This window comes from Noviherbaspirillum galbum, assembly GCF_010974945.1.
Taxonomy (GTDB): Bacteria; Pseudomonadota; Gammaproteobacteria; order Burkholderiales; family Burkholderiaceae_D; genus Noviherbaspirillum; species Noviherbaspirillum galbum.
Genome location: NZ_JAAIVB010000014.1, coordinates 1 through 25,904 on the forward strand (window position 1 = coordinate 1; position 25,904 = coordinate 25,904).

At 66.4% G+C, this 25,904-nt stretch carries 21 protein-coding genes; 8 read left to right on the plus strand and 13 right to left on the minus strand.

Annotation, left to right across the window (positions count from 1 at the left end; all coding sequences use genetic code 11):
- Nucleotides 1-311 (plus strand): acyl-CoA dehydrogenase family protein (locus tag G3574_RS06215; protein ID WP_268958866.1); only part of this gene is annotated, 311 nt, incomplete at its 5' end.
- 77 nt (nt 312-388) lie between these two features.
- Here G3574_RS06215 and G3574_RS06220 read toward each other — a convergent pair.
- From G3574_RS06220 to G3574_RS06280, 13 genes are all read right to left on the minus strand, one after another.
- Nucleotides 389-1,084 carry an OmpW/AlkL family protein gene (locus G3574_RS06220; RefSeq protein WP_163961164.1) on the minus strand — a complete coding sequence of 232 codons (696 nt, stop codon included), beginning with the start codon at nt 1,082-1,084 and terminating at the stop codon, nt 389-391.
- A gap of 16 nt (nt 1,085-1,100) precedes the next feature.
- On the minus strand, nt 1,101-2,627 hold the full coding sequence (locus G3574_RS06225) for an alpha/beta hydrolase family protein (protein ID WP_163961165.1): 1,527 nt from the start codon (nt 2,625-2,627) through the stop codon (nt 1,101-1,103).
- A 552-nt stretch (nt 2,628-3,179) separates the two neighbouring features.
- Nucleotides 3,180-5,564, minus strand: coding sequence for a penicillin-binding protein 1C (pbpC, locus tag G3574_RS06230; protein ID WP_235953096.1), 2,385 nt, complete (start codon nt 5,562-5,564; stop codon nt 3,180-3,182).
- Between the two features lie 9 nt (nt 5,565-5,573).
- On the minus strand, nt 5,574-10,673 hold the full coding sequence (locus G3574_RS06235) for an alpha-2-macroglobulin family protein (RefSeq protein ID WP_163961166.1): 5,100 nt from the start codon (nt 10,671-10,673) through the stop codon (nt 5,574-5,576).
- Between the two features lie 132 nt (nt 10,674-10,805).
- Nucleotides 10,806-11,843 (minus strand): L-threonylcarbamoyladenylate synthase, encoded by a 1,038-nt coding sequence (locus G3574_RS06240; protein WP_163961167.1) that lies wholly within the window; start codon nt 11,841-11,843, stop codon nt 10,806-10,808.
- Between the two features lie 7 nt (nt 11,844-11,850).
- Nucleotides 11,851-13,044: a 5-(carboxyamino)imidazole ribonucleotide synthase gene (locus G3574_RS06245; protein WP_163961168.1), complete on the minus strand. Its 1,194-nt coding sequence runs from the start codon at nt 13,042-13,044 to the stop codon at nt 11,851-11,853.
- Between the two features lie 8 nt (nt 13,045-13,052).
- The gene (gene purE, locus G3574_RS06250) at nt 13,053-13,562 is read right to left on the minus strand and encodes a 5-(carboxyamino)imidazole ribonucleotide mutase (protein WP_163961169.1); all 510 of its coding nucleotides are present in this window, start codon (nt 13,560-13,562) and stop codon (nt 13,053-13,055) included.
- A gap of 1 nt (nt 13,563) precedes the next feature.
- Nucleotides 13,564-14,460, minus strand: a complete 897-nt coding sequence (locus G3574_RS06255) for a phosphoribosylaminoimidazolesuccinocarboxamide synthase (RefSeq protein WP_163961170.1) — start codon at nt 14,458-14,460, stop codon at nt 13,564-13,566.
- A 337-nt stretch (nt 14,461-14,797) separates the two neighbouring features.
- A complete protein-coding gene (fba, locus tag G3574_RS06260; protein ID WP_163961171.1) occupies nt 14,798-15,862 on the minus strand; it encodes a class II fructose-bisphosphate aldolase in 1,065 nt (354 codons plus the stop codon).
- Between the two features lie 58 nt (nt 15,863-15,920).
- Nucleotides 15,921-17,354 carry a pyruvate kinase gene (gene pyk, locus G3574_RS06265; RefSeq protein ID WP_163961172.1) on the minus strand — a complete coding sequence of 478 codons (1,434 nt, stop codon included), beginning with the start codon at nt 17,352-17,354 and terminating at the stop codon, nt 15,921-15,923.
- 89 nt (nt 17,355-17,443) lie between these two features.
- The gene (locus tag G3574_RS06270; RefSeq protein ID WP_163961173.1) at nt 17,444-18,634 is read right to left on the minus strand and encodes a phosphoglycerate kinase; all 1,191 of its coding nucleotides are present in this window, start codon (nt 18,632-18,634) and stop codon (nt 17,444-17,446) included.
- Between the two features lie 96 nt (nt 18,635-18,730).
- Nucleotides 18,731-19,054: an AzlD domain-containing protein gene (locus G3574_RS06275; RefSeq protein WP_163961174.1), complete on the minus strand. Its 324-nt coding sequence runs from the start codon at nt 19,052-19,054 to the stop codon at nt 18,731-18,733.
- On the minus strand, nt 19,051-19,797 hold the full coding sequence (locus G3574_RS06280) for an AzlC family ABC transporter permease (protein ID WP_163961175.1): 747 nt from the start codon (nt 19,795-19,797) through the stop codon (nt 19,051-19,053). Before G3574_RS06280 ends, G3574_RS06275 begins: the two co-directional genes overlap by 4 nt.
- A 225-nt stretch (nt 19,798-20,022) precedes the next feature.
- Here G3574_RS06280 and G3574_RS06285 point away from each other — a divergent pair, with 225 nt between their 5' ends.
- The 7 genes from G3574_RS06285 to G3574_RS06315 all read left to right on the plus strand — a co-directional run bounded on the left by G3574_RS06285 (nt 20,023) and on the right by G3574_RS06315 (nt 25,899).
- The gene (locus tag G3574_RS06285; RefSeq protein ID WP_163961176.1) at nt 20,023-20,943 is read left to right on the plus strand and encodes a branched-chain amino acid transaminase; all 921 of its coding nucleotides are present in this window, start codon (nt 20,023-20,025) and stop codon (nt 20,941-20,943) included.
- A 56-nt stretch (nt 20,944-20,999) separates the two neighbouring features.
- A complete protein-coding gene (locus G3574_RS06290) occupies nt 21,000-21,200 on the plus strand; it encodes a zinc-finger domain-containing protein (RefSeq protein WP_163961177.1) in 201 nt (66 codons plus the stop codon).
- A 141-nt stretch (nt 21,201-21,341) separates the two neighbouring features.
- Nucleotides 21,342-22,574 (plus strand): O-antigen ligase family protein, encoded by a 1,233-nt coding sequence (locus tag G3574_RS06295; RefSeq protein WP_163961178.1) that lies wholly within the window; start codon nt 21,342-21,344, stop codon nt 22,572-22,574.
- 1 nt (nt 22,575) lies between these two features.
- On the plus strand, nt 22,576-23,682 hold the full coding sequence (locus tag G3574_RS06300; RefSeq protein WP_163961179.1) for a glycosyltransferase family 9 protein: 1,107 nt from the start codon (nt 22,576-22,578) through the stop codon (nt 23,680-23,682).
- A gap of 76 nt (nt 23,683-23,758) precedes the next feature.
- Nucleotides 23,759-24,190, plus strand: a complete 432-nt coding sequence (locus G3574_RS06305; protein WP_163961180.1) for a YybH family protein — start codon at nt 23,759-23,761, stop codon at nt 24,188-24,190.
- Nucleotides 24,191-24,279: 89 nt separating this feature from the next.
- Nucleotides 24,280-25,290 carry a YheT family hydrolase gene (locus G3574_RS06310; RefSeq protein WP_163961181.1) on the plus strand — a complete coding sequence of 337 codons (1,011 nt, stop codon included), beginning with the start codon at nt 24,280-24,282 and terminating at the stop codon, nt 25,288-25,290.
- Between the two features lie 12 nt (nt 25,291-25,302).
- Nucleotides 25,303-25,899, plus strand: a complete 597-nt coding sequence (locus tag G3574_RS06315; protein ID WP_163961182.1) for a DUF2946 family protein — start codon at nt 25,303-25,305, stop codon at nt 25,897-25,899.
- Nucleotides 25,900-25,904: the final 5 nt, after the last annotated feature.

Here is a 25,904-nt window from a genome sequence, read left to right on the forward strand (position 1 = left end):
TCCAGAAGAAGCTGGCGGACATGCAGACGGAGATCAGTCTGGGCTTGCAGGGCTGCCTGCGGCTGGGGCGGATGAAGGACGAGGGCACGGCGGCGGTGGCGATCACGTCGATGCTCAAGCGCAATTCATGTGGCAAGGCGCTGGAGGTAGCGCGGCTGGCGCGGGACATGCTGGGCGGGAACGGGATCTCGGACGAGTATGGCGTGATCCGGCACATGGTGAACCTGGAGGTGGTCAACACCTACGAGGGCACGCATGACATCCACGCCCTCATCCTCGGCCGCGAGCAGACCGGCATCGCCGCGTTCTGATCTACTCCAACAAAAGGCCGCCAGGCGCAAAACGCCTGGCGGCTTTTTCATGCAGCCGTTGAAGGCCCGGCTTCAGCTCAGAAGCTGTAGCCCACGCTTACGGTCATTACCACCGGGCGGAAATCGATGCGCGTGCGGCGCTCGATGCTGCCGGTCGTTGCCTTCAGGTCGCTCTTGACGTCCGCCGTGGCGACGGACCCGTTCAGCGACCAGCGGTCGGTGAGCTTGTAGTTCAGGCCCGCCTGCACCGCTAGGCCCCAGGAATCGCTCAGCTCGATCTTGGTCGGTCCACCGGAAGCGAGGTTGCCCGCGTCGGTGGACTTCGCGTCGTAGAAGCGCGTGAAGTTCAGGCCGACGCCGACGAAGGGACGGAAGCGGTTCGCCTCGTCGCCGAAGTTGTAGTTGATGAAGGCGGTCGGGCTGGCCTGCTTGACCTTCGACACCGTGCCGAAGGGCGCGAGCGTGCCGCGTCCCTTGACGTCATGCTGGGGCGGAATGCCGAGGATCAGGTCGAGGTCGAGGTTGGCGTTCAGGCGGCGGGTGTACGCGATCACCAGGGTATTGGCATCGTCCACCGTGATACCCGCCGGCTGCGGCGTGAGGAAGGCCGGGCCGTTGGTGGTGAAGTCGTCTGACTTGGAATGGATGCCGATGTGCGCCACGCCCAGGCGCAGGGTGTTTTGCGGAACGCTCTGGGCGCTGGCCGAGGCGGCCGACAGGACGGTGCCGGCGATGACGGCTGCGGCGGCGGCGATGTGCAGGGTGTTTTTCATGGTCTTGTCTCCTCGATTACAGGCCTGCTGCCAGCACGGACTGGAAGAATCCGCGCGCAGCCGCATTGCAGAACGGCGGAACCAGGGTGCCGTGGTAGGACGCGGCAACGGCGGTGGTCGGGTCCTGCTTGGCGGCGACCGCGGCGGCGATGGCCTGCTGCTTGGACTGGCCGAAGCCGACCTTCACCGCGGCGAACGGGTCAGCCGCGCTGGTCGGCGTGGAATCGACGTCAACCACCGTCAGCGCCGACGCCGGCATGCCATTGCCCAGGAAATAGGCTTGCGTGGCCTGGGTGCTGGCGAAGAACACGGTCGGATCGCCGTTGCCGCCGCACATCATGGTCGGCACGGCCGGCACATAGGTGCGCAGGTCGTTCTTCACGCCGGCCTTGCGGAATCCGTTCTGCGGCGTGCAGGTGAAGCCAGTCGCGGTCGGATTGCAGGGATTCGCCGCCGCGTCCGCCAGGTAGGCCGTGCGGTAGCTGGACTTGATCAGGTTGTTCGCACCGAAGAACGCGGCGAAGGCCGGCGAGGACGGGCCGGGCAGCGAATCGGCCGCGAACAGCGCGGTCTGCGGCAGCTTGCCGGTGGCGAACAGGTCATTGAAGGACAGCGTGCCGGGCAGCAGGGTTTCGATGCCGGTGGCGTACTTCGATTCGTAGATGTCGGATGGCGTGGTGTAGACGCCGCCATACGACTTCTGGAAGCTGGTGGTCAGCATCGGCAGGAAGACCGTGCCGCCCGCATTCGGGCTGCCGGCGAAGGTCGCATCGCCAAGCAATCCCAGCGCATACGGGCCAGACTGGCCTGCCAGCGCCGTGACCTTGAATTCGGACGCATACGACTTCTGCATCGCGCGCTGGGTCGCCATCGCCACGTGGCCGCCCTGGGAGTAGCCGGTGATGAACAGCTTGCCCGAATCGCTCGCGCCGATGACCGGGAAGGCCTTGCGCGCGGCGCGCAGGCTGTCGATCATGTCGTTCGCCTGCTGTTCGGCGTTGAGGTAGGGATGGTAGGGCAGCGAGGAAACGTCGTAGCCGGCATAGTTCGGCGCCACCACGATGAAGCCTTGCGCCGCATAGAAGGCGGCCACCAGCGATGCCTCGGCGTTGTCGCGCAGGTTCGCCATGTTGAAGGCCTTGTCGGTGGTGGTGCCGTGGGCGTACAGCACGACCGGGCGCGGTCCGCTGCAGGCGGCATCCGTGCCGGAGGGCACCATGATCGCGCCGGTGGCGTCGGTGGTTTCATTGGCGCCGCCGACGGTGCCGTATTTCATGTAGTAGGTGGAAATCGCGCACTTCGGCGTGCCGGTGAGCTGGGTCAGGCCGGGCTTGGCGGTGTCAAGCATCACCTTGAATGCCGCGGGGTCCAGCTTCGCGACGGCCGTGCCGTCGGCTTGCGGAATCGGGACGAGGTTCGGGGGGCTGGCGAACAGGCTGCCGCGCGCGAGTGTCGTGTCGATCGACGGGCCGCTGCTACCTCCTCCGCAGCCGGCGAGCAAAGCCACAGCGGCGAACGCCGCTGCCTGGGTGGTGTATTTCATGTGGTCTCCTCGGTTTTTAAAATAGAACGGGCGTGCCATTCTTGGAGGCTTAGTATGTCATCGAAGAGAGGGCTTGCAAAGGCAAAACGTGGCTGAAAACGGGGGGTGCTTTAGAGTTAATCCTCTAGGATTGGGGATGGGGTTGGGCGGCTTTCTTGATGCCGGGCACCGCTTTCGATATTTGCGCTTACCTCTGTCATCCCTGACTACGTCTGTCATCACCGCAAAGGCGGGAATCCCATTTCGGTTTCGTTTCATTCCAGTTCGTTACGGTCTTCTCTCCGGTAGACCGGTTGCCTCTCCCACTCCGTGGGGACTTGCCGGGGCTGGTCCCGGCGGCCCAGGTACTTTCTTTATCAGCAGATAAAGAAAGTACCCAAAGAAAGCTGCTCTCACCCCCATTTGCGAGCCACTCCGGGCGACCTCGTTCGATGGGTTGAAGGGATGCCGTCCTCCATCGGAGTAAGCACCTGGGAAGCATTCGATGACTCGACCTCCTGCCGTATCGGCATGGCGTTGGCCTGTCCCGACCACCGGGAGCACCCGTCTGCCTCACCGTACCGTAGCCGCCACCACGCTAACGCTGACCCGGTCCACATTGCCTCCGCCGTCGAACACCGTCACGTCATACCTGCCGGCGTGCGGGAATTCCAGTACTCGGCCGTTCCCCTTTCCTTGCGCCGCCACCAGGCTTCCGTTCACCGCCCAGTGCAAATCACCCCCCTGCGCACCGCGCACGTCGACCCGCGCGCGCGGCAGGTCCGCGCCGCGTGCCTGGCGGATCACCTCGCCGTCGCTCAGGCCGACGATGCGGATGCCTTCCGGGCGATAGGCTTGCTCGCATTCCTTCGCCCACCCCGGCGGCAGGGCGCGCCGGCGCAGGTCGGCGTCGAGCCAGGGTTCGAGCGAGGCCGGCCAGCGGGCGAGTTCATGGCGGTCGACGTCGCCGTGCGCGCACGCGGGCATGACGCGCATGCCGCTGGCGCGGTCGGTGAAATAGGTCAGCAGTTGCGCCCCGCCCCTTACCTTGTCGGCGAAGGTCGGCGGGGTGACGCCCTGGAGGGTCCAGGCGGTGCGCTGCACGGGGCAATGGCGCGGGTCGGTGCCTTGCGCGCGCATGCCTGTCGGCCAGCAGATCTTTTCCAGCGTCACGCCGGGCGGCGCGGGTTCGGGATTGGCGTTGCGTCCGCCGGGCAGCGCGGTAAAGATGTCGACCAGCAGCGGCGCGGCGACGTTCGCGCCGAAGAAGCCAGGATTGGGCGTGCCGTCGGGACGCCCCACCCAGACGCCGACGGTGTAGCGCTGGCTCACGCCGAAGGCCCAGGCATCGCGGAAGCCGAAGCTGGTGCCGGTTTTCCAGGCGATGCCCCGGTAGGCGCCCTGCCCTTCGACCGCCCTGCCCAGCGGCCCCCCGGTTTCGAGGATGTCGCGGATGATGAAGGCGGCGCCTTCGCTCATCATGCGCTGTTCGCGCACCGGCGCATCAGGGGTGAAGCGCGGCACGACGGCGAGGCCCTTGCGGGCGAGGGCGGCGTAGGCGCCGACCATGTTTTCGAGGCGCACGCCGGCGCCGCCCAGGATCACGCTCAGGTTGGGTTCGGCGCCGCGCGGAAAATCCAGCTTCAGCCCGCCGCGTCGCAGCATGGCGACGAAGCGCAGCGGACCGAGCTGGTCGAGCACTTCGACGGCGGGCACGTTGAGCGACTTGACCAGGGCTTCGGAGACGCTGACCGGGCCGTGGAAGGATTGCTGGAAATTGCCGGGCTGGTAGCCGCCGAAGCTTTGCGGGGTATCCGACAGCAGCGATTCGGAATGGATCATGCCTTCGTCGAGCGCGAAGCCGTACAGGAAGGGCTTGAGCGCGGAACCCGGGGAGCGCGAGGCGCGCACCATGTCGACATGGCTGAAGCGGTCCTTGTCGCCGAAGTCGGCGGAGCCGGCGTAGGCGAGCACCTCGTGGCTGGCATTGTCCATCACCATCGCCGCCAGCGACACGCGCGGCGGCAGGCCGCGGACCCGGTCGCCGAGCAGGTTTTCGACGGTCGCCTGGCTGGCGGCGTCGATGGTGCTGCGGATGCGGGTGCGGTCGCCGGCGGCGTCCGCCGTTTCTTTCAGGCGCTGCGCCAGCAGCGGCGCGAGCATGGGTTCGCGCAGGGTTTGCGCGACCACCGGTTCGCCGAGCGCCTCGCGGATGTCGGCATCGCTCCAGCGTCCCGCCATGCGCCGCAAGACCTTGTCGCGCGCTCCTTGCGCCTTCGCCGCGAATCGGTCGGGACGCAGCCGGGATGGCTGCTGGGGCAGCACCGTCAACAGCGCGGCCTCGGCGTGGCTGAGCCGCAGCGCAGGCTTGCCGAGGTAGGCGCGGCTGGCAGCCTCCACGCCTTCCAGCACGCCGCCCATGGGGGCGTAGTTGAGATACAGCGCCAGGATCTCGCGCTTGGAGTAATGGCACTCGATCTGCACCGCGCGCAGGATCTGCACCAGCTTGCCGCGCAGGGAGCGGGCCTGCGGGTCGAGGATGCGCGCCACCTGCATGGTGATGGTGGAGCCGCCGGACACGATGTGTCCCTGCGTGGCCCACTGCCCCGCCGCGCGCAGCAGCGCCAGCGGATTGACGCCGGGATGCCACCAGAATGCGCGGTCTTCGTAGCGGGTCAGCGCCTCGAGGTACAGGGGCGACACCTCTTCAAGCCGGACGGGATGGCGCCAGATGTGGTCCTTGTCCGGGAAGGCTCGGAGCGGCGTGCCGTCGCGCGCTTCCACCACCAGGGCGTAGGGCGAGTCGCGGCCGGGGGCAGGCAACGGGAACAGCCGGTCCAGCAGCAGCAGGCCGAGCAAGACGGCAAGCGGCAAGGCCCACCACGCGGCATGCCGCGGACGCACGCTGCTTGCCAGCGTCCGCAACCGCATCCGCCACTGGACTATGTCGAGGCGCATGGTCCGCGCTTACTTGCCTTCCGCCTTCTTCGGATCCCTGGCATTGGCTTCCGCCACGATCAGAGAATCGCTGCCGCCGGTCAGGCCGTACAGGTCAGGCCGGTACATGTCTTCCGCGTACAGCGGCGGCACCACGAACTTGCCCGGGGTGACGACCCGCGCCCGGTAGAACAGGTGCAGCACGTTGTAGTCCAGCCTCGCCGCGGCCACGAAGCGGTCGTCGCGGAACTCGACGTGCTGGATGCGGGCATCGCGCATCGCTTCCACCGGATTGACGCCGGCGATGGTCACCGCGCCCATCTGCTCGCCCTGCACGATGTTCTGGTTTTCGATTTCCAGTCCGGCGGGAATGCGGTCGACCACCATGCCGGTGCCGATCAGGGTCCTGGACTTGACGGTGACGTGCACCAGCACCGACTCGCCGACCTTCAGCGTGCGGTTGCCGATGGCGCTGCCATCCGGCGCATGCAGGCTGCGGCTGAGTTCGATCGGATCGTTGCGCGCCGCCGGCTGCTTGACCGGATTGCCGCCCATGGACAGCTCGACGTAGAGCTTTTCCTTCGAGGTGTTGGCGATCTTCAGGCCATTGACCAGTTCGCCGGCCGCGACCTCGCGGAAGTGGGTGGCGGTGCCGGAAACGTCTTCCTGCCTGGCACCGGCGATGGTGGCGGTCCATTTCTCCGTGGGAGCCTGGGTGTAGGCGCGGCCGACCAGGAACAGGGCCAGCTTTTCCTGGGTGCTGGTGTAGCGGTGGCTTTCCATTTCGCTGACCATGGTGTTGATCAGGCCGTCGCGCGCATCGAGCATGAGCTGGTGCCGCTCGAGCAATGCGTATGACAGGGCCGCGTCGCGCAGCGGGCTGCCGTAGTCCCACCACCAGTAGCCGCTGTCGCGCGGCTTGGTCACGCCTTCCTTCAAGGCGATCTCGCTTTTCTCGTGATCGCCCATCAGCTTGAGGGCGATGCCGAGCTGCACCAGGGCGAGGCCGGAGTGCGCCTGCTCGCGTGATTCGTAGAGCTGGCGCAAGGTGGCAAGCGGGACTTTCTTTTCGCGGGCGAGCACGTAGCCGCCGTAGGCCAGCACGCCGAAGCGGCGGTTGTTGGCCTGCTGGTCGCCCTGCCAGACGCCGCCCGGATTCGCCGCCTGCTTGGCGGGGATGCGCGACACGCCTTCCTGCAAGCCGCGCAGCAGGAAATCCATGGCCTTGCTGTACATCGCATCCGGCACGCCGAAGCCCTGCTCCCGCGCATCCTGCAGGAAGGCGGTGACATAGGCGGACAGCCAGTACTCATACTCCGACATGTTGCCCCACAGGCTGAAGCCGCCGTTGGGCGCCTGCATCGCGCCGAGGCGGGCCACGGCCTGGTCGAGCATTTCGACGCGCTTCTCGCGGCTGAAGGGCTTGAGGCCGAAGCGGCGCGCCGCGTCCTCGTCGATGAAGACATGCGGATAGGCGGTGCTGGTGGTTTGCTCGGCGCAGCCGTAGGGATAGGTGAGCAAACCCTGGATGGCGGACCGCACGTCGATCGGCGCCTTGTTTGATAGCGACAGGTGGGCGCTCACCGAGCCGCGGTGCAGGCCGGACAGCTCGGCATCCCTGATGTCCAGGGTCTCGCCGGGCTTGATGCTAAAGCGGCGGCTGATCTGCTGCTGCGGCGTGGGCGCCTGCACGGTCAGGCCGAACACGCGCTCAAGCTTGATCTGCTCGCCATTCACCTTGACGGTCACCGTATGCAGCCCCGGCACGCCCTTGGCCTCGACCGGGAAACGCAGCGTCTGTTTCTGCTGGTCCTTGAGCGTCAGGCTGCGTTCCGCGTCCTGGAAGGCGAGGCCTTCGCCGCCGCTGATGCCGACCTTGAGCTGCTTCGTCGCGCCGGACAGGTTGTGCAAGTCAAGCGCGACCATGGCGGTGTCGCCAAAGGACAGGAAGCGCGGCGTGGCGAGTTCCGCCACCAGCGGCGCGGCCACCGTCATCTCGGCATCCTTCGCGCCGAAGCGGTCCGGCGCGGCGACCACGGCCATCAGGCGCAGCGTGCCGTTGAAGTCGGGCAGGTTCAGTGTGATGTCCGCCTCGCCCTGCTCGTTGAGCTTCACCGGCCCGCTGAAGAGGTCGACCAGCTTCACTTTCTTGGGCAGGCTGCGTGTCGGCTTGGGCGTGTTGTCGCCGCCGAACTTCAGCTTGCCTTTCTGGCCCTGCATCTTTTCGATCAGGCGGCCATAGATGTCATGCTGGTCGGGGCCGTAGCGCAGCTTGCCGAAGAAGAAGCCGTGCGGGTCCGGCGAGGCGAAGCGGGTGATGTTGAGGATGCCCGCATCCACCGCCGACAAGGTAACGAAGGCTTGCTGCCCTTTCGCCGCCGGCGCCTTGACCCTGACCTTGACGCTGGTCTCGGGCAAGGCCTTCTGCGGCGCTTCCAGCGTGACATCGAGCTTGCGGTTGGCGCGATCGAGCGGCAGGTGGGCGATGCCCAGGGCGCGCGCCGGCGTCACGCGGTCGCCTTCGTTGCCCGGCCGCAGCACCAGCACGGTCACGTACAGGTCATGGCGCTTCCACTCCGGGTCGAGCGGGATGTCCAGCGCGGCGCTGTTGCCGGATACGCTGATGCGCCTGGTCCATAGCGTGCGGTCGCCTTCCACCGTCACCAGCGCCTCGCCGGCATGGGGCGGATTGATGGTGAGGTGCACGGTGTCGCCATCGCGGTAGGCCGCCTTGTCCAGCTTGAGGGCGACGCGGTCGGGCCGCACGCCCTGGCTTTCGTCGGTGCGGGCGCTCCAGCCAACGTAGAAGCGGTAGACCGTCTGCAGGTTGGTTTCCGGGTCCGTGATCTCGATGCGGTAGCGGCCATAGCGCACCGGCAGCCGCAGCTTGCCGCGCCCGCCTGCCGGCACGCTGACCGAGGAGGTGTCGACGAGTTCGTCGGTCTCGGTGAAGCCCGAGGTCCAGCCGCGCTGGTCCTCGAAACGCCAGTAGTATTCGCGGTTCTCGCGGAACAGCCGCACCGGCATGGATGCCGCGGGCTTGAGCTTGCCGTCCTTGTCGGCGCGCACCACCTCGAAGTCGGCCGGGCTGTTTTCCGGCGCGTAATCGCCGGTGAAGAGCGGACGGATGCCGACGATGACATCCGCCGGCCAGAGCACGCGCTCGATGCTGCGCACCACGGGGCGGCCGCCGGATTCGAGCAGGCTGACGGTGGCACGCACCGTGACCGGCGAACGCCGCTCGGCGACCGACGACAGGTCCACCGCGAGTTGTCCCTTGCCCTGCTCGTCCAGCGCTTGTTCCTCGAGTTCCTTGCGGCTCTTCAGGTCATCATCGTTGGCGTCGCCGAACTCGAAGCCAGGGAAGACTTTCGCCAGGGGATTCTTGTTGCGCTCGAACTGCGCCACCGCCAGCAGGCGATTGCCGGACGCCGGCGCGCCATACAGGTAGCTGCCGCCGACGTCCACGTCGAAGGCGTCGTCGGGAGACAGCAGCGCCTGCTTGCTGGCGAGATCGAGCTTCATGCGTTCCGGCAGGAATTCCTCGACGCCGAAACGGAAGCTCGTGCCAGGAACCTTGTCCGCCGGATCGTTGCGCAATTCCAGGGTCCAGAAGCCGGTGGGCGCGTCGGCGGGCAGGTCGATGCGCTTGAGGTAATAGCCCGGGAAGCGCTCGTCGGATTTCCAGGTGGCGGTGAACTGGCTCTTGCCGTCGGGGCGCTTGAGGACCGCCTGCACAGGCTGGGATGGGACGGGGCGTCCGTCGGCGTCGCGCGCCAGCACCGACAGGTCGAAGGTTTCGCCCGGCCGGTAGAGGTTGCGGCCCGAATAGGCGAACAGCCGCACCGGCTTGTAGGGCGCGCCGGTGATGTCGTATTCGCTGAGATCGAGCGCCGGTTCCTTCAAGGCAAGCAGGGACACCTGCTTGTCCTTGCGGGCGATGACCACCTTGGCATTCTTCGGCTGTTCCGGGAACACCGCGTGGCCTTCGCCATCGGTCTCGGCGCGGCCGAGCACCTTGCCCTGGTTGTCGAGCCAGCTCACCTCCACGCCCCGGATCGCGCGGCCGTCGGTCAGCGAGCTGACGAAGGCGTCGGCGCTCTTGCTGAACTGGCGCAGGTGCAGGCCGAGATCGCTGACATAGAAATAGGTCGCCTGGTAGTCGTAGCGGAAGCGGCCGGGCTGGCTCATCACCGCCACATAGACGCCGGGTTCCTGCAATTCCTTGATATCCTCGACGGGAATGTAGGTGACGCCGCGCTTGTTTTCCTTCTGCTCGGTCAGGAAGCGGCCGAGATACACGCTGTCGGTCATGTTGCGCAGGTCGTCGAGCTGGTAGAGCTGCACCGCGCCCTTCAGACTGCTGCGACGCCAGTCGTAGTCGGTGTCGACGTTCTCTTCCTCATCCTCGCCTTTCGGCTTGTTTTCCTGCTTCGGTTTGGCGCCGGCGATCACCCGGTCGAGGAAGCGTGGCAGCTGGTCGTTCTTCACCCTGAGGAACTGGACATCGACCTCCGGCACGTTGACCGTCACCACCGGCAGGCCGCCATTCTGCCGCGCCGGCAGCACCATGCCGTTGCTGGCGAAGTAGTAGGCCGGCGAGACGGGTGCGGTCAGCACCGAGTAACGCGATTCCTCCGCCAGCGTCTTGCCGCCCTTCGCGGGAAGGCCTACTTGTACCTGCACGACGTAGCGGGTCTCGGGCTTGATGTGGGGGAAGAACAGCAGGCGCGGATTGTCGCCCACTACCCAGGCACCCTGCACGATCTTGCCCTTCGCGATGTCGGTGTCCTCGGGCCTGGTGCTGACGACGTAGGCCTTGTTCCGGCCGGGACGCGGCGTGTCGTCATCGGCGTCCTGGTCGTCTTTCTTCGCGGGCGCGCCGGAGGACGGCATCTCATAGACGCGGATGAACTTGTCGTAGGAGGTGCGCGGGTCGAGCGGCAGGCTGAAGCTCAGGGCCAGGGCTGGCGCGCCGTCGAGGCTGCGGTCGGCGGCGTCGACGAGGGTGAAGCTGGCGTTGGGATCGGAGGAGGTGGAGTCCGATGCCTTGTTACGTTCGAACCACCAGAACGCCGCAGCCACAAGCAGGAAAACGAGTACAACAACACCGGCAATCTTCTTGCGCATGAACGGCCCCGATGGAAGAAAGACAATACCGCGTGATGTTATTTGCACGAAAGCAAATTGTCACGCAGTGTTGGTTCTTTATACGGCCCTAATTCATGCGAAAAGAGAATCCTTGGTTAAAGCGGCGGCAGCCTAAGATGTTGCATCCGTGGCCAGCAAGCGCGCGAGCACGCCCCTGCTGTCATGCGCCGCCCGACGCAAGCGGTCATTCACGCCAAGCCAGTTGACCTGCGCGGGTGGGGTCTCGATGAGAATGATAGCCGCCTGGCACGCATCCATCCCGCGCAATGCCGCGTAGAGACCGTAGGCATAGCCGGCGGGGTCCGACGGCAGCTTGCATGCCGCATCGGCGTCTCCCGCGGCATGCGGCAGGTAGCTGATCAAGGCCACGCGCTTGCCGGCGGCACGCAGGCCTTGCACGGTAGCGGTCAGTTCGGCGGAGGTGACCAGCGCAACCGGCGTGCGCGGCGCGTAGTGCGCTTCCAGCGTGCCGGAGGCGCGCGGCGCGGCGCTGTCAGGAAGAGTTGGGGTCTTGCCCAGCACGCGGGCGATGTCGTCCACGCTGACATGCCCGGGCCGCAGCAGCACCGGGCCGTGCGTCGCGATGCGCGACAGATCGATGATGGTGGATTCGATGCCGACCGTGCTCTGGCCGCCGTCGAGGATGGCGGCAACCGGGCTGCCTTGCCCTTCGCCGAATTCGTCGCGCACGTGTTGCGCGGTGGTCGGGCTGACGTGGCCGAAGCGGTTGGCGCTGGGCGCGGCGACGCCGCCCTTGCCGTTCTTGAATGCCGTCAGCATGGCCTGGGCCACCGGGTGCGCGGGGCAGCGCAGGCCGATGCTGTCCTGGCCGCCGGACACGGTATCCGGGATGTGCTCGGCGCGCTTGAGGATGAGTGTCAGCGGACCGGGCCAGAAGGCGTCGATGAGCGCCCGCGCTTCATGGGGAATGTCGCTGGCCCAGTGCGCGATGTCCGCATCCGGGGCGACGTGCACGATGACCGGATGATTCGACGGCCGGCCCTTGGCGGCATAGATCTTGTTCACCGCTGACGGATTCTCGGCATCCGCGCCGAGGCCGTAGACGGTCTCGGTGGGAAAGGCCACCAGCTCCCCCTGTTCCAGCAGGCGGGCGGCGCGGTCGATGGCGTCCTGGGTTACATCGTTCATGAGAGCATCAGAGCGGAATGCCGAGGATCGCGCAGGCTTGCCGCAGGCTGTCCTGCGCCTCTGCGAGCGTCGGCGCGACGAAGGTGACGTGGCCCATCTTGCGGCCGCGGCGCGGATCGTCCTTGCCGTAGAGGTGGAGGTTGGCGCCCGGCAGCGCCAGCACCGCGTCCCACGCGGGTTCGCGCGCGGCATTGCCCTCGCCTTCGAACCAGACGTCGCCCAGGATGTTGAGCATCACCGCCGGCGAATGCTGGCGCACGTCGCCCAGCGGCAGACGCGCCATGGCGCGGGCCTGCTGCGCGAACTGGCTGGTGACGCAGGCGTCGATGGTGTAGTGGCCGCTGTTGTGGGGACGCGGCGCCATTTCATTGACGACCAGCGAGCCGTCCTGCAGCACGAAGAATTCGATGCACAGCACGCCGACATAACCCAGGCGTTCGATCAGCACCAGCGCCGCGTCCTGCGCCTTGCGTGCGCATTCGGCGGTGACGTTCGGACCGGGCACGGTGGTGGTGAACAGGATGCCGTCGCGGTGCACGTTCTCGGCGATCGGATACACCACCGACGCGCCGTTATGGCCGCGCGCCGCCAGCACCGACACCTCGTAGGCCAGGGGCAGCATCTTTTCCAGCAGGCAGGTGACGTTGCCCATCTTCTCGAAGGCGGCGCGGACGTCCTCGCGCGTCTTCACGCGGACCTGTCCCTTGCCGTCGTAGCCCATGCGCACCGTCTTGAGGATGCCGGGCAGCAGGTCGTCGGCAATGTCCTCGATGTCTTGCAGCGAGGCGATGGTCTTGTGCGGCGCGGGCAGCACGCCCGACGCCTGCGCGTTGTCGGTGAAGAAGCGCTTTTCCTCGATGCGGCTCTGCGCGACCGACACGCAGGCAGCGTTCGGCGCGACGAAGCAGTGGTCGGCGAGGCGCGCCATGCTTTGCGCGGGGACGTTCTCGAATTCCGTCGTCACCGCGACGCATTGGCCGGCAAGTTCGCCCAAAGCTTGCTCATCGCCGTAGCCGGCGCAGATCAGGTGGTCGGCCGCGTGGCCGGCGGGGCAATCCTTGGCCGGTTCGAGCACCGCGACCTTGAAGCCCATCATCTGCGCGGCATGGACGAACATGCGGCCGAGCTGGCCGCCGCCCATCACGCCCAGCCAGGTGGGCGGCGTGGCGGAGGGAAGGAAGGCCGGGGTCTTGTCGCTCATGGTCCGGCTCACAGCGGCAGGGTCATGTCGAGCGCGGCCTGGGTCTGCTTCGCGCGGAAATCCTGCAGGCGCTGCGCCAGGGCCTCGTCGGTGGCGGCGAGGATGGCGATGGCGGTGAGCGCGGCATTGGCGGCGCCCGCCTCGCCGATGGCGAAGGTGGATACCGGCACGCCCTTGGGCATCTGCACGATGGAAAGCAGCGAGTCCTCGCCGCGCAGGTACTTGGAAGGCACCGGCACGCCGAGTACGGGAACGATGGTCTTGGCGGCGACCATGCCGGGCAGGTGGGCCGCGCCGCCCGCGCCGGCGATGATGGCGCGCAGGCCGCGCTGGCGGGCCGACTCGGCATAGGCGAACATCTGGTCGGGCATGCGGTGCGCGGAAATCACCTGCGCTTCATGCGGCACGCCGAAGTCCCTGAGCATGTTGACGGCGTGCTGCATCACGTCCCAGTCGGAGGACGATCCCATGATCACGCCGACCAGCGGCGCTCCCTTGCTCGCGTCGTTATTCGCCATGTCAGGCCTCCAGGGTCTTGCCCGTCAGGCGTTCGAGCGCCTCGCGGTATTTCGCGCCAGTCTTCGCGATCACGTCGGCGGGCAGGGCCGGCGCGGGCGCGGTCTTGTTCCAGTCGCTCAGGGTTTCGAGGTAGTCACGCACGAACTGCTTGTCGAAGGACGGCGGGGAGATGCCGGGCGCATAGGAGTCGGCGGGCCAGAAGCGCGAGGAATCGGCGGTCAGGACTTCGTCCATCAGGTGCAGCGTGCCGTTGTCGTCGAGGCCGAATTCGAACTTGGTGTCGGCGATGATGATGCCGCGCGTGGCGGCGTAGTCGGCGGCGGTCTGGTAGAGCTGGATGGCGACGTCGCGGATCTTGGCGGCGAGTTCGCGGCCGATGCGGCTTTCCATGTCGGCGAAGCTGATGTTTTCGTCGTGCTCGCCGAGGTCGGCCTTGGCGGCCGGGGTGAAGATGGGTTGGGCCAGCTTGTCGGCCTGGCGCAGGCCGGGTGGCAAGGCGATGCCGCAGATGGCGCCGGTGGCCTGGTAGTCCTTCCAGCCGGAACCGATGATGTAGCCGCGCACCACAGCTTCGACGAGGATGGGCTTGAGGCGCTTGGCCACCACGGAACGGCCCTTGACCTGGTCCACCTCGTTTGGCGCCACCACGCTCTCGGGCGTCACGCCAGTCAGGTGGTTCGGCACGATGTGGCCGAGCTTCTCGAACCAGAAGTCGCTCATCTGGTTCAGCACCATGCCCTTGCCGGGAATCGGCTCGTTCATGACCACGTCGAAGGCGGAGAGGCGATCGGTGGTGACGATGAGGATCTTGTCGTCGCCGACGGCGTAGTTGTCGCGCACCTTGCCGCGACCGAGCAGCGGCAGGGAATGGAGGGTGGACTGGTAGAGGCTGTTCATAGGGAGTTCCAAGAGATCCCTCCCCTCCAAGTCTGCGCTGGCCTCCCTCCCCTTCAAGGGGAGGGTTGGGGCGGGGATGGGTTTCCGGCGCGATCAAAGAAAGGCATTGATGGATCGAGACCTGCATGGACGTTGCCAGCGGACCGAATGCTGTTCTTTACCCGCGACCGAACCCCATCCCCACCACCGCCCTCCCCTTGAAGAGGAGGGAGCGAAGCCGGGCGCCCGTTGGAGGGCAAGGAGCATGGCAGGGAAATCCTGCCAAACCAAAAAACCAAACCGGCGGCGTGCATCGCACGTCGCCGGCTTTACTTGCTTTTCTTGCGAAGGCGGTATTTTACTGCACGATCTGCGACAGTTCACCCTTCTTGTACTTCTCGGCGATCTTTTCGAGGGGAATCGGCTTGATCTTGCCGGCCTGGCCCTCGCAGCCGAAGGCGATGAAGCGGGACTTGCAGATGACCTTGGCGGCTTCGCGGGCCGGCTTGAGGTATTCGCGCGGATCGAACTTGGAAGGGTTCTCGGCGAAGAAGCGGCGGATCGCGGCGGTCATTGCCAGGCGGATATCGGTGTCGATGTTGATCTTGCGCACGCCGTGCTTGATGCCTTCCTGGATTTCCTCGACCGGCACGCCATATGTTTCCTTCATGTCGCCGCCGAACTGGCGGATCTCGGCCAGCAGTTCCTGGGGCACGGAGGAAGAGCCGTGCATCACCAGGTGGGTGTTGGGGATGCGGGCGTGGATTTCCTTGATGCGTTCGATGGCGAGGATGTCGCCGGTGGGCTTGCGCGAGAACTTGTAGGCGCCGTGCGAGGTGCCGATGGCGATGGCCAGGGCGTCGCACTGGGTCAGCTTGACGAAGTCGGCGGCCTGGTTGACGTCGGTGAGCAGCTGCTCGCGGGTCATGGTGCCTTCCGCGCCGTGGCCGTCTTCCTTGTCGCCCTTCATGGTTTCCAGCGAGCCGAGCACGCCGAGTTCGGCCTCGACGGTGACGCCGATGGCATGCGAGAACTCGACCACCTTGCGCGAGACGTCGACGTTGTACTCGTAGCTGGCGACGGACTTGCCGTCTTCCATCAGGGAGCCGTCCATCATGACGGAGGTAAAGCCGGACTTGATGGCGGCCATGCAGACGGCCGGCGACTGGCCGTGGTCCTGGTGCATCACGACGGGGATGTGCGGATAGGCTTCCACCGCCGCTTCGATCAGGTGGCGCAGGAAGGCTTCGCCGGCGTACTTGCGGGCGCCTGCCGAGGCTTGCATGATGACCGGCGCGCCGGCTTCGTCGGCGGCCTGCATGATGGCGGTAACCTGCTCGAGGTTGTTGACGTTGAATGCCGGCAAGCCGTAGCCGTTTTCAGCGGCATGGTCCAGCAACTGGCGCATGGATACGAGAGGCATAGTGTTCTCCAGACAATAAAAACCGGTTCGAGTATTTCGTGTGAATGCGTGCGGGGGATCAGACCTCGCCCACTTTCATGATCTGCAAGGCATTGGTGCCACCCACCTGCCCCATCGGCTCGCCCCAGGTGACGACTATCATGTCACCTTTGTGCACCACGCCTTTGGCGAGCAGCAAATCCTGCGCGGCTTTGAGCACGGCTTCGCGGTCGGTCGAGTGCGCCAGCTCGAAGGTGCGCACGTTGCGGTAGAGCGCGGCCTTGCGCTGCGTGGCGAGCGAGGGCGTGAGGGCGTAGATGGGAATGTCGATGTTGTGGCGGCTCATCCACAGGGCGGTCGAGCCCGACTCGGTGAGCGCGGCGATCGCCTTCACCCGCAGGTGGTAGGCGGTGAACAGCGCGCCATAGGCGATCGACTGGTCGATGCGGGTGAAGGTGGCGTTGAGGAAGTCGGCGTCCAGCTTCACCACGTCGGATTTCTCGGCTTCAAGGCAGATTGCTGCCATGGCTTCGACGGTCTCGACCGGATACTTGCCGGCCGCCGTCTCGGCGGAGGTCATGACGGCGTCGGTGCCGTCGAGCACCGCGTTGGCCACGTCGGACACTTCGGCGCGCGTGGGCACCGCGTTGACGATCATGGATTCCATCATCTGCGTGGCGGTGATGGCGAGCTTGTTGGACGCGCGCGCCATCTTGATCATGCGCTTCTGCAGCGCCGGCACGGCGGCGTTGCCGACTTCCACCGCGAGGTCGCCGCGCGCCACCATGATGCCGTCCGACGCATCGAGGATGCCTTGCAATGCGGGAATGGCTTCGGCGCGCTCGATCTTGGCGATCATCTGCGCCTTGTGGCGCGTGCCTTCGCCGGCGATGTTGGCCAGCTGCCGGGCCATGATCATGTCGGTGGCGTTCTTGGGAAAGGACACGGCGACATAGTCCACCTTGATGCTCATCGCGGTCTTGATGTCTTCCATGTCCTTGGCGGTCAGCGCCGGCGCGGACAAGCCGCCGCCGAGGCGGTTGATGCCCTTGTTGTTGGACAGCTCGCCGCCGATCTTGACGGTGGTATGGATGGCATTGCCGGCGATGCGGTCGACGGTGAGAACGATCAGGCCGTCGTTCAGCAGCAGCACGTCGTTGGGCTTGAGGTCGCGCGGCAGGTCCTTGTAGTCGAGGCCAACCTGGGCCTGGTTGCCGAGTTCGCAATCGGCGTCGAGGATGAACTTGCTGCCGTTCTCGAGGAAGATCTTGCCGCTCTCGAACTTGCCGATGCGGATCTTGGGACCCTGCAGGTCGGCCATGATGGCGACTTCCCGACCGCACTTGGCCGCCGCTTCGCGGACCATGTCGGCGCGCGCGATGTGGTCTTCCGCCTTGCCGTGGGAAAAATTCAGGCGGACGACATCCACGCCGGCCTGGATCATGCGCACCAGGGTATCCGGGTCACTGGAAGCGGGACCGATGGTGGCGACGATCTTGGTGGCTCTGTGCATGTCGTTAAACCTTCACTTGCTGGTGAGGCAGGCTTGGCTGCGCCTGCCTGTGTGGCGGACGCGCGGTCCGCCGGGATGGATGGCGGCGTTCAGCCCGCGCGCTGCTGCAGGACTTCCACCGCGGGCAGGGTCTTTCCTTCCAGGAATTCGAGGAAGGCGCCGCCGCCGGTCGAGATGTAGCCGACCTTGTCCGCGATGTGGTACTTCGCGATCGCGGCCAGCGTATCGCCGCCGCCGGCGATGGAGAATGCCTTGGAACTGGCGATCGCCATGGCGAGGGTTTTCGTGCCTTCGCCGAACTGGTCGAACTCGAACACGCCGACCGGTCCGTTCCAGACCACGGTGCCGGCCTTGGCGATTTGCTCGGCCAGCTGCGCGGCGGTCCTGGGGCCGATGTCGAGGATCATGTCGTCGTCGGCGACATCCTTCACGTCCTTCACCGTCGCGGCGGCCGTCGCGGCAAACTCCTTGGCGCAGACCACGTCGACGGGAATGGGCACCGAGGCGCCGCGCTGGCTCAGCATGTCGATGATGGCCTTTGCTTCGTCGACCAGATCGGCTTCCGCCAGCGACTTGCCGATCTTGAGGCCGGCGGCCAGCATGAAGGTGTTGGCAATGCCGCCGCCGACGATGAGATTGTCGACCTTGTCAGCCAGCGACTTGAGGATGGTGAGCTTGGTGGAGACCTTGGAGCCGGCGACGATGGCCGCCAGCGGGCGGGCCGGCTGGCCCAGCGCCTTGCCCAGCGCGTCGAGCTCGGCTGCCAGCAGCGGACCGGCGCAGGCGACCGGGGCAAACTTGGCGATGCCGTGGGTGGTGGCTTCGGCGCGGTGCGCGGTGCCGAAAGCGTCGTTCACGTAGACGTCGCAGAGCTTCGCCATCTTCTGGGCAAGATCGTCGCTGTTCTTTTTCTCGCCCTTGTTGACGCGGCAGTTTTCCAGCAGCACGACCTGGCCGGGGGCGACATCGACGCCGTCCACCCAGTTCTGCCTGAGCTCGACCGGCTTGCCGAGCAGTTCGGACAGGCGCGCGGCGATCGGCGCCAGGGAATCCTCGGGCTTGAATTCGCCCTCGGTCGGACGGCCGAGGTGGGAAGTGACCATGACGGCGGCGCCGGCGGCCAGCGCCTGCTGGATGGCCGGGACCGAGGCGCGGATGCGGGTATCTTCGGTGATGTTGCCGGCATCATCCTGCGGCACGTTCAGGTCGGCGCGGATGAAGACGCGCTTTCCCTGGAGCTGGTTGCGGGCGATGAGATCACTGAGGCGATTGAATTGCATGGCTTGCATGGCGACCGGAATCCGTAGGGAATTCTTGAAAGAATGGAAAAACCGGTATTTTAACGCAGCGCTTCCGGCCCAAGCACCGTTTTATCGTTACATGATGACGCGGAGCAAAGTAAATAATGCCATTCCGGCAATGATGGTGCCGAGCAGGTGGCGGGTCGCCATGAAGAAGGCGGTGGCGCCGATGCCGGCCATCAGCTTGGGATTCATGACGGTCACCGCGAGGTGGCCGTTCGACAGCAGCAGGTCGGGCGCGACGATGGCGGCCAGCGCCGCGGCGGGCGCGTAGCGCAGCGCATGCTGCACCCGGGGCGGCATCTTCACGCGGTGGCCCAGCAGGAAGAACGAGCAGCGGGTGATGACGGTCGCCGCCAGCAGCAGAAAGATCGTGGTCCAGACTTCCGAGGCGCTCATGCTTCTTCCTTGCCCTTGTCGAGGAGGCTGTCGGCCGCCATGGCGGCGCCGATGCCGGCGAACACCGCCACCAGCAGGCCGAGGCGGTAAGGCAGGCCGGCGGCGGCGATCGCCGTGGCCGACGCGACCGCCACGCCCGCCAGCGCGGCGCGGTTGATGGTCAGGGGAATGGCGATGGCCAGCAGCGCCAGGGTGCCTGCGAAGCCGATGCCCCAGGATTCGGGAATCTGGCTGGCCAGCAGGATGCCGGCCACGGAACCGGCCTGCCATGCCACCCAGTTCGGGTAGCCGATGCCGGTGTAGAAGCCGACCTTGCCCTGGGTCTGGTGAATCGTCTCCGCCGGGAATCGCTGCGGAAACAGGCCCATGGTGATGTCGGCATTGAAATAACCGTGCCAGACCCGCTTGTACCAAGGCAGATGGGCGAAGTGGGGACTGACCGCGGCGGCGAAGATCAGGAAGCGCAGGTTGACCACCAGGGCGGTCAGGAACACCACCCAAACCGAGGCGTCGGCGGCGATCAGCGGCAGGGAAGCGAGTTGCGCCGAGCCGGCGAAGACGATGAATGTCATGCCGAGCGCCTGCCAGATCGTCAGGCCCGATTTCATCATTGCCATTCCGCTCACCATGCCCCAGGCGGCGATGCCGGGCATGGTGGCGACGCAGACGCGGAAACCTTCCCGGAAAGCGTGTCGTTCGATGGCAGCGGACGCCGCCATCGTTTCTGCATTGGTGTTGTTCATTTCTGCATGCGGGATGCCGCGCGGGTCCGGCGGCATCGGGATTGGGGAATGCGTTGTACGGCCATGCGATGCGCCACGCCGGATGCCGCGTGGCAGGAGAGATGGAACCAGCCGCTATTCTACCGGGCAAAGCCGAGCCTTGCCCGACGCCGCCCGCGCGGCTTTCTGCCCACCCCCGTTCTCCGTTAAAATGGAGGTTTTGCACAAATTTTTGGAGAGCCCACCATGTCCATGGCTGACCGCGACGGAAAAATCTGGAAAGACGGCGAACTGATCGACTGGCGCGATGCCACCGTGCACGTGCTGACGCATACGCTGCATTACGGCATGGGCGTGTTCGAAGGCGTCCGCGCCTACAAGACCGACAAGGGCACCGCCATCTTCCGTCTCAAGGAACATACCCAGCGGCTGTTCAACTCGGCCAAGATCTTCCAGCTGAACATTCCCTACGACATGGAAACCCTGATGCAGGCCCAGCTCCAGGTAGTGCGCGAGAACAAGCTGGAATCCTGCTACCTGCGTCCGCTGGTCTGGATCGGCTCCGAAAAGCTGGGCATCTCCGCCAAGGGCAACACCATCCACGTCGCCGTCGCCGCCTGGCCCTGGGGCGCCTACCTCGGCGAGGATGGCCTGGCCAAGGGCATCCGCGTCAAGACCTCGTCCTTCACCCGCCACCACGTGAACGTCTCGCTGGTGCGCGCCAAGGCCTGCGGCTACTACATCAATTCCATCCTTGCCAACCAGGAAGCGCTGGCCGACGGCTACGACGAGGCCCTGCTTCTCGACACCGAAGGCTATGTCTCGGAAGGCTCGGGCGAAAACGTCTTCGTCATCAAGAACGGCAAGATCTATACCCCCGACCTCGCTTCCTGCCTCGACGGCATCACCCGCGACGCGGTGCTGACCATGGCGCGCGACCTCGGCATTCCCGTCATCGAGAAGCGCATCACGCGCGACGAGGTGTACTGCTGCGACGAAGCCTTCTTCACCGGCACCGCCGCCGAGATCACGCCCATCCGCGAACTCGACAACCGCCAGATCGGCGAAGGCCGCCGCGGCCCCATCACCGAGAAGCTGCAGACGCTGTTCTTCGACGTCGTCGCAGGACGCGCGCCGCAGTACCAGCACTGGCTGACCCTGGTTTGATCGATCCCGGAGCATCATTCAGCATCACGTAGGATTTCGCAGCACTCACACGCACCATGACCCAAGCAAGAGAACCCATGAGCCACGTCGAACTCGACGGCCACGACCTGCCGGCATACTGCCCCAATCCCCAGATGCCGATCTGGTCTTCCCATCCCCGCGTCTACCTTCCGCTGGAGAAGGACGGCGAGGGCAAGTGCCCGTACTGCGGCACGGTGTACAAGCTGAAGCCGGGCGCGGTGGTCAAGGGGCATTGACGCGCCGGCGCCCTGCCCTGCATTCCGCCCCGCCGGCCTGCCCGGCGGGGCGCTCCCCGTCGCCTCACCCGTAATTCTTTCGGCCTTTTCCCCGGGCTTGTCCGCCAGCCGCGGCCGACCCCGGAAAGGGCGCAGACCATCATGACAAGTCCGGCCTCCGGCAGCCCGCCGTCCGAACGCGCCGTCCTCGTTTTCTCGACGGTCCTGTTCCTCATTCCCGCCCTCGCGCTGACCACGCGCGTCGGCATCACGCTGGCCGAACTGGCCGTCCTCGCGGGCAGCCTGTGGTACGGCAAGCGGCTCTGGCGTGAGCGCCATGCCCTGTTCGGCCCTGCGCGCGGAATGATGCTGGCCATCGTGGCGCACGTCGTCCTGGCCATCCTGTCGCTCATCCTCAGCGGCATGGATCCCCGTTTTCTCGAAAATCCGCTGAGAGCCTTGCTGATGCTGCCACTGGTCGGGCTGGTGGCGATCGGCCGCCCCAAGAGCGACTGGTTCTGGTACGGCCTGTTCGTTGGCACCATTGGCGCCGCGCTGCTGGCGGCCTACCAGCGCTTCGGCCTGCATGTCGACCGCGCCGAAGGCTTCCACATGGCGATCACCTTCGGCGACACCGCCATGGCGATGGCGCTCATGTCGCTCGCAGGCGTGGCGCGCTTCGCCGGCACGCGCCTCGCGCTGCTGCCGCTGCTCGCCTTCGTGGCGGGCGTCGTGGCGTCCATCCTGTCGGGCACGCGCGGCGGCTGGATGGCGCTGGTCCTGTCCTTCATTCCGCTGGTCAGCCACGGGCGCCACGCGATCGGCAGGCGGGTCATCGCCTTCGGCCTCGCGGGCATCTTCCTGCTGGCGGGCGCCAGCCTGTTCCCCGAGCTGGGCGTGCGCAAGCGCTTCGAGGCCATCGCCACCGACATGACCGAATACCGCTCGGGCAACTCCAACACCTCGATCGGCCTGCGCTTCGAGAACTGGAAAGGCGGCGTGATGATCTTCAAGGAACATCCGCTGACCGGCATCGGGCGCGCCAACTACGAGCGCGGCATCAACGAGCTGGTGGCGCGCGGCGTCCTGCCCCCGGAAACCGCCGGACTGCGGCACGCGCACAACGAGCTGCTCAATGCCTTCGCCACCCAAGGCATCATCGGCGGCCTGTCCATGATCTTCCTCTATGCCGCGCCCTTCGCCTTCTTCACCCGGCGCCTGCGGCACGACCCGGATTGCCGGCCTGTCGCGCTGGCCGGCCTGCTGCTGGTGCTGTCCTACATCGACTTCGGCCTGACCCAGGTGCTGTTCGTGCACCATATCGGCTCGGCCTTCTACATCATCATGACCAGCGTGCTGGCGGGGCTGTGCATCAATAGCGGACGATTGCGCTGACATGCCAGCCGGATGGCCTGAACGATTCGTCACGCCGGTATTGCGCCCGCCGTTTTCCAGCCCGATCCCGCTGGATCCGGGCCCGGTGCGGGACAAGCCCTGGCCCAGCCTGGCATGGCGCCGCCTGCGCCCCGGCCTGGGCCTGGCCATGCATGGGCAGCATCGCCTGCAGCGGCCATTCATCGAACGCGGCATGCGGCGCCTGCTGTGGATCTGCAAGGGCGTGCCGCAGATCGGCGACTCGCTCATGGACCTGTCGAGCCGCGTCATGCTGGCGGCGCGCGGCCACCGTGTCGACCTGTGCACCGAGGCGCACCTCGCCGAGCTGTACCGCTCGGACGACGTGTTCCGGCGCTGCGTCAGCGACGCTTCCGCCCTGTCGCCCGCCGACTATGACCTCGTCATCCTCGACTCCTTCAAGCGGCGCTGCCTCGACGACAAGTTCCGGCATTTTTCCCGCCTGCCCTGGGTCACCATGCGCGGCTATTTCGCCGGCCCGGAATTCAACCGCACCCTGTTCAGCTTCTTCCGCATGAACCAGTTGCTGGAAACCGGCTGGAGCGATGCCGAGGTGCATGCCCGCGCGCTGCCGCATCTTCTCTCCTCGCCGCAGGACCGCGCGGCCATCGATGAACTGGCGATGCCACCCGGCGTGGTCGCCTTCGCCATCGGCGGCGCCGCGCCTGGCAGGACCTATGCGCATTGGGACGAGGTGGTGCCGGCGCTGCTGCGGCGCCAGTCCGACCTGAAGGTCGTCCTGCTCGGCGCGCGCAACGCGGCCGGCATGCGCGATGCCATCCTGCGGGCCTGCCCCGGCCAGGCATGGCGCCTCATCGACCTCGTCGACCGCTGCACGCTGGCGCAAAGCTTCGAGGCGCTGCGCCGCTGCCGGCTGGCGGTCGCGGCGGACGGCGGCCTGCTGCACCTCGCGAACGCCGCCGGCATTCCCACGGTGTCCCTGTTCGACCGCCACATCTCGCCGGCGTTGCGCCTGACCGCCGCGAACCGCTCGATTCCCTTGCAGTCGGCCGGCGACATGAGCGCCATCCCGCCCATGGACGTGCTGCATTGTGTCGAGCAGGCAATCGCCCGCGAACGCATCGCGTGAAGACCTGCGCGAGCAGTTACAATGTTCGTTTGGTCCGGCCCGCGTGGCCGGCCGGCAATCTGACCTCCCCCTGACCATGTCAAACATCAGCAAGATCCTCGAAACCGCGGAAGACACGGAAGCGGCGTTCTACGATGCCATCAGCCGTGCCGACGTCGAAGGCGTCATGTCGCTGTGGGCGGACGACGATGAGATCGTCTGCATTCATCCGGGGGCGCCGCGCCTGATCGGCCATGCTTCCATCCGCGCCGCCTGGGAATCGATCTTCGAACAGGGCGGCGTGCAGATCCGCCCGGTGCAGGTGCATGTCTCCCAGAACATGAGCACCGCCGTGCACAACATCATCGAGGAAGTCCACCGCCCGGTATCGCGCAAGCCCGATATCCACATCCTCGCCACCAACGTCTACATGAAGACCCCGCAGGGCTGGCGCATCGTGTCGCACCATGCCTCGGTGGTGCCCGGCGAGGCGCCGCCGGACGTGCCGGTCGCCAACCTGCTGCATTGACCCTGCCCGCCGGGGCCATCCCGCGAAGGACGGCACGGCGGATTGCGCTGCCGCAAGCCGCCGTGGCGCCGAATGACGATGATGACACCATGAAATACGCAGCACCTTCCTGGCTGCCCGGCGGCCACCTGCAAACCATTTATCCGGCGACCATGATCGCGAAGCCGCCGGTAAGGTACCGGCGCGAGCGCTGGACGACGCCCGACGCCGACTTCATCGACGTCGATTTCGTCGACGGCGCGCCGGGCAAGCCCTTCGTGGTGCTATTCCACGGCCTCGAAGGCTCGTCCGACAGCCACTACGCGCGCTCCCTCATGGCACGCATCCAGGCACTCGGATGGTCGGGCGCGGTGCCGCATTTCCGCGGGTGCTCCGGCGAACTCAACCATGGGCCCCGCTTCTATCATTCCGGCGATGCCCGGGAGGTCGACTGGATCGTGCGCCGGCTGAAGCAACAGGCCGACCAGCGCGCGCCGGATGCGCGGCCGGGCAAATTCTTCACCGCCGGCGTGTCGCTCGGCGGCAACGCGCTGCTGCGCTGGCTCGGCGAATCCGGCCAGGGCGCCGGCTTCGTCGATGCCGCCTGCGCGGTCTCCGCGCCGCTGGACCTCGCCGGCGGCGGCGCTGCCCTCTCGCGCGGGTTCAACATGATCTACACCCGGATGTTCCTGCAGACGCTCAAGCCCAAGTGCCTGAAAAAGCTGGCGCAGCATCCCGGCCTGTTCGACCGCGACGCCATGCTGCGCAGCCGCAACCTCTACGAGTTCGACAACGCGGTGACCGCGCCCCTGCATGGCTTCCGCGATACCGACGACTACTGGCACCGCGCCAGCGCCAAGCATGTGCTGCACGACATCCGGGTGCCGACGCTGGTGCTCAACGCCAGGAACGACCCCTTCCTTCCGGCACGCTACCTGCCCGATGCCGCTGCGCCTTGCGTCACTCTGGACTATCCTGAACAGGGAGGCCATGTCGGCTTCGCGGTCGGCGCCCCGCGCGGCCGCCTCGACTGGCTTCCGGCGCGCATGCTGCATTTCCTGGAATCCGCTTCATCCCGGACGGCTGGCAACGCCTCGCCCCTGGTTCATGTTTTTGAATGATGGGAAGACACCATGGATGACATCGTCAAGCAAGCCATGGCCAAATGGCCTAACGTTCCCCACTGCTATGGCTGGCTCGCGCTCGATGCCCGCGGCAACTGGCGCATGCGCGACGAACGCGCCCAGTCCCAGGGCCTGTCCGGCGACCGCATCGCCAACGCCGCGCTGCTCGCCTTCATCCACCGCAACTACACCCATGACGACCAGGGACGCTGGTATTTCCAGAACGGCCCGCAGCGGGTGTACGTGAACCTCGAGGCCACGCCCTACATCGCCAGGACCGATCCGTCGGCCGGCTTCCTGCTGCAGACCGGCCAGGCGCTCGGCCCGCTCGACGCCGCGTGGCTGACCGACGACGGACGGCTGCTGCTGCGCAGCGGCGACATGGTGGCGCTGGTGGACGACCGGGACACGGCGCAGTGCCTGGCGAAGGTAAGGCTCAACGGCGCCGCGGCGAGCGATGATGACATCCTGGCCTGGCTGGGCGATCCCGGGTTCGCGGGGGAAATGATGTTCGAGCACGACGGCAAGTCGGTGGCGCTCGGGCGGATGGCGCGAGCGGACATTGCGGGGTGTTTCGGGTTCGTGGCTGCGCCGGCGGGGGAGTGATCCGG

Excerpts from the sequence above, each read along its gene's own strand:
- G3574_RS06220 (WP_163961164.1), bottom strand. The coding sequence starts at position 1,084 with ATGAAAAACACCCTGCACATCGCCGCCGCCGCAGCCGTCATCGCCGGC.
- G3574_RS06225 (WP_163961165.1), bottom strand. The coding sequence starts at position 2,627 with ATGAAATACACCACCCAGGCAGCGGCGTTCGCCGCTGTGGCTTTGCTC.
- pbpC (WP_235953096.1), bottom strand. The coding sequence starts at position 5,564 with ATGCGCCTCGACATAGTCCAGTGGCGGATGCGGTTGCGGACGCTGGCA.
- G3574_RS06235 (WP_163961166.1), bottom strand. The coding sequence starts at position 10,673 with ATGCGCAAGAAGATTGCCGGTGTTGTTGTACTCGTTTTCCTGCTTGTG.
- G3574_RS06240 (WP_163961167.1), bottom strand. The coding sequence starts at position 11,843 with ATGAACGATGTAACCCAGGACGCCATCGACCGCGCCGCCCGCCTGCTG.
- G3574_RS06245 (WP_163961168.1), bottom strand. The coding sequence starts at position 13,044 with ATGAGCGACAAGACCCCGGCCTTCCTTCCCTCCGCCACGCCGCCCACC.
- purE (WP_163961169.1), bottom strand. The coding sequence starts at position 13,562 with ATGGCGAATAACGACGCGAGCAAGGGAGCGCCGCTGGTCGGCGTGATC.
- G3574_RS06255 (WP_163961170.1), bottom strand. The coding sequence starts at position 14,460 with ATGAACAGCCTCTACCAGTCCACCCTCCATTCCCTGCCGCTGCTCGGT.
- fba (WP_163961171.1), bottom strand. The coding sequence starts at position 15,862 with ATGCCTCTCGTATCCATGCGCCAGTTGCTGGACCATGCCGCTGAAAAC.
- pyk (WP_163961172.1), bottom strand. The coding sequence starts at position 17,354 with ATGCACAGAGCCACCAAGATCGTCGCCACCATCGGTCCCGCTTCCAGT.
- G3574_RS06270 (WP_163961173.1), bottom strand. The coding sequence starts at position 18,634 with ATGCAATTCAATCGCCTCAGTGATCTCATCGCCCGCAACCAGCTCCAG.
- G3574_RS06275 (WP_163961174.1), bottom strand. The coding sequence starts at position 19,054 with ATGAGCGCCTCGGAAGTCTGGACCACGATCTTTCTGCTGCTGGCGGCG.
- G3574_RS06280 (WP_163961175.1), bottom strand. The coding sequence starts at position 19,797 with ATGAACAACACCAATGCAGAAACGATGGCGGCGTCCGCTGCCATCGAA.
- G3574_RS06285 (WP_163961176.1), top strand. The coding sequence starts at position 20,023 with ATGTCCATGGCTGACCGCGACGGAAAAATCTGGAAAGACGGCGAACTG.
- G3574_RS06290 (WP_163961177.1), top strand. The coding sequence starts at position 21,000 with ATGACCCAAGCAAGAGAACCCATGAGCCACGTCGAACTCGACGGCCAC.
- G3574_RS06295 (WP_163961178.1), top strand. The coding sequence starts at position 21,342 with ATGACAAGTCCGGCCTCCGGCAGCCCGCCGTCCGAACGCGCCGTCCTC.
- G3574_RS06300 (WP_163961179.1), top strand. The coding sequence starts at position 22,576 with ATGCCAGCCGGATGGCCTGAACGATTCGTCACGCCGGTATTGCGCCCG.
- G3574_RS06305 (WP_163961180.1), top strand. The coding sequence starts at position 23,759 with ATGTCAAACATCAGCAAGATCCTCGAAACCGCGGAAGACACGGAAGCG.
- G3574_RS06310 (WP_163961181.1), top strand. The coding sequence starts at position 24,280 with ATGAAATACGCAGCACCTTCCTGGCTGCCCGGCGGCCACCTGCAAACC.
- G3574_RS06315 (WP_163961182.1), top strand. The coding sequence starts at position 25,303 with ATGGATGACATCGTCAAGCAAGCCATGGCCAAATGGCCTAACGTTCCC.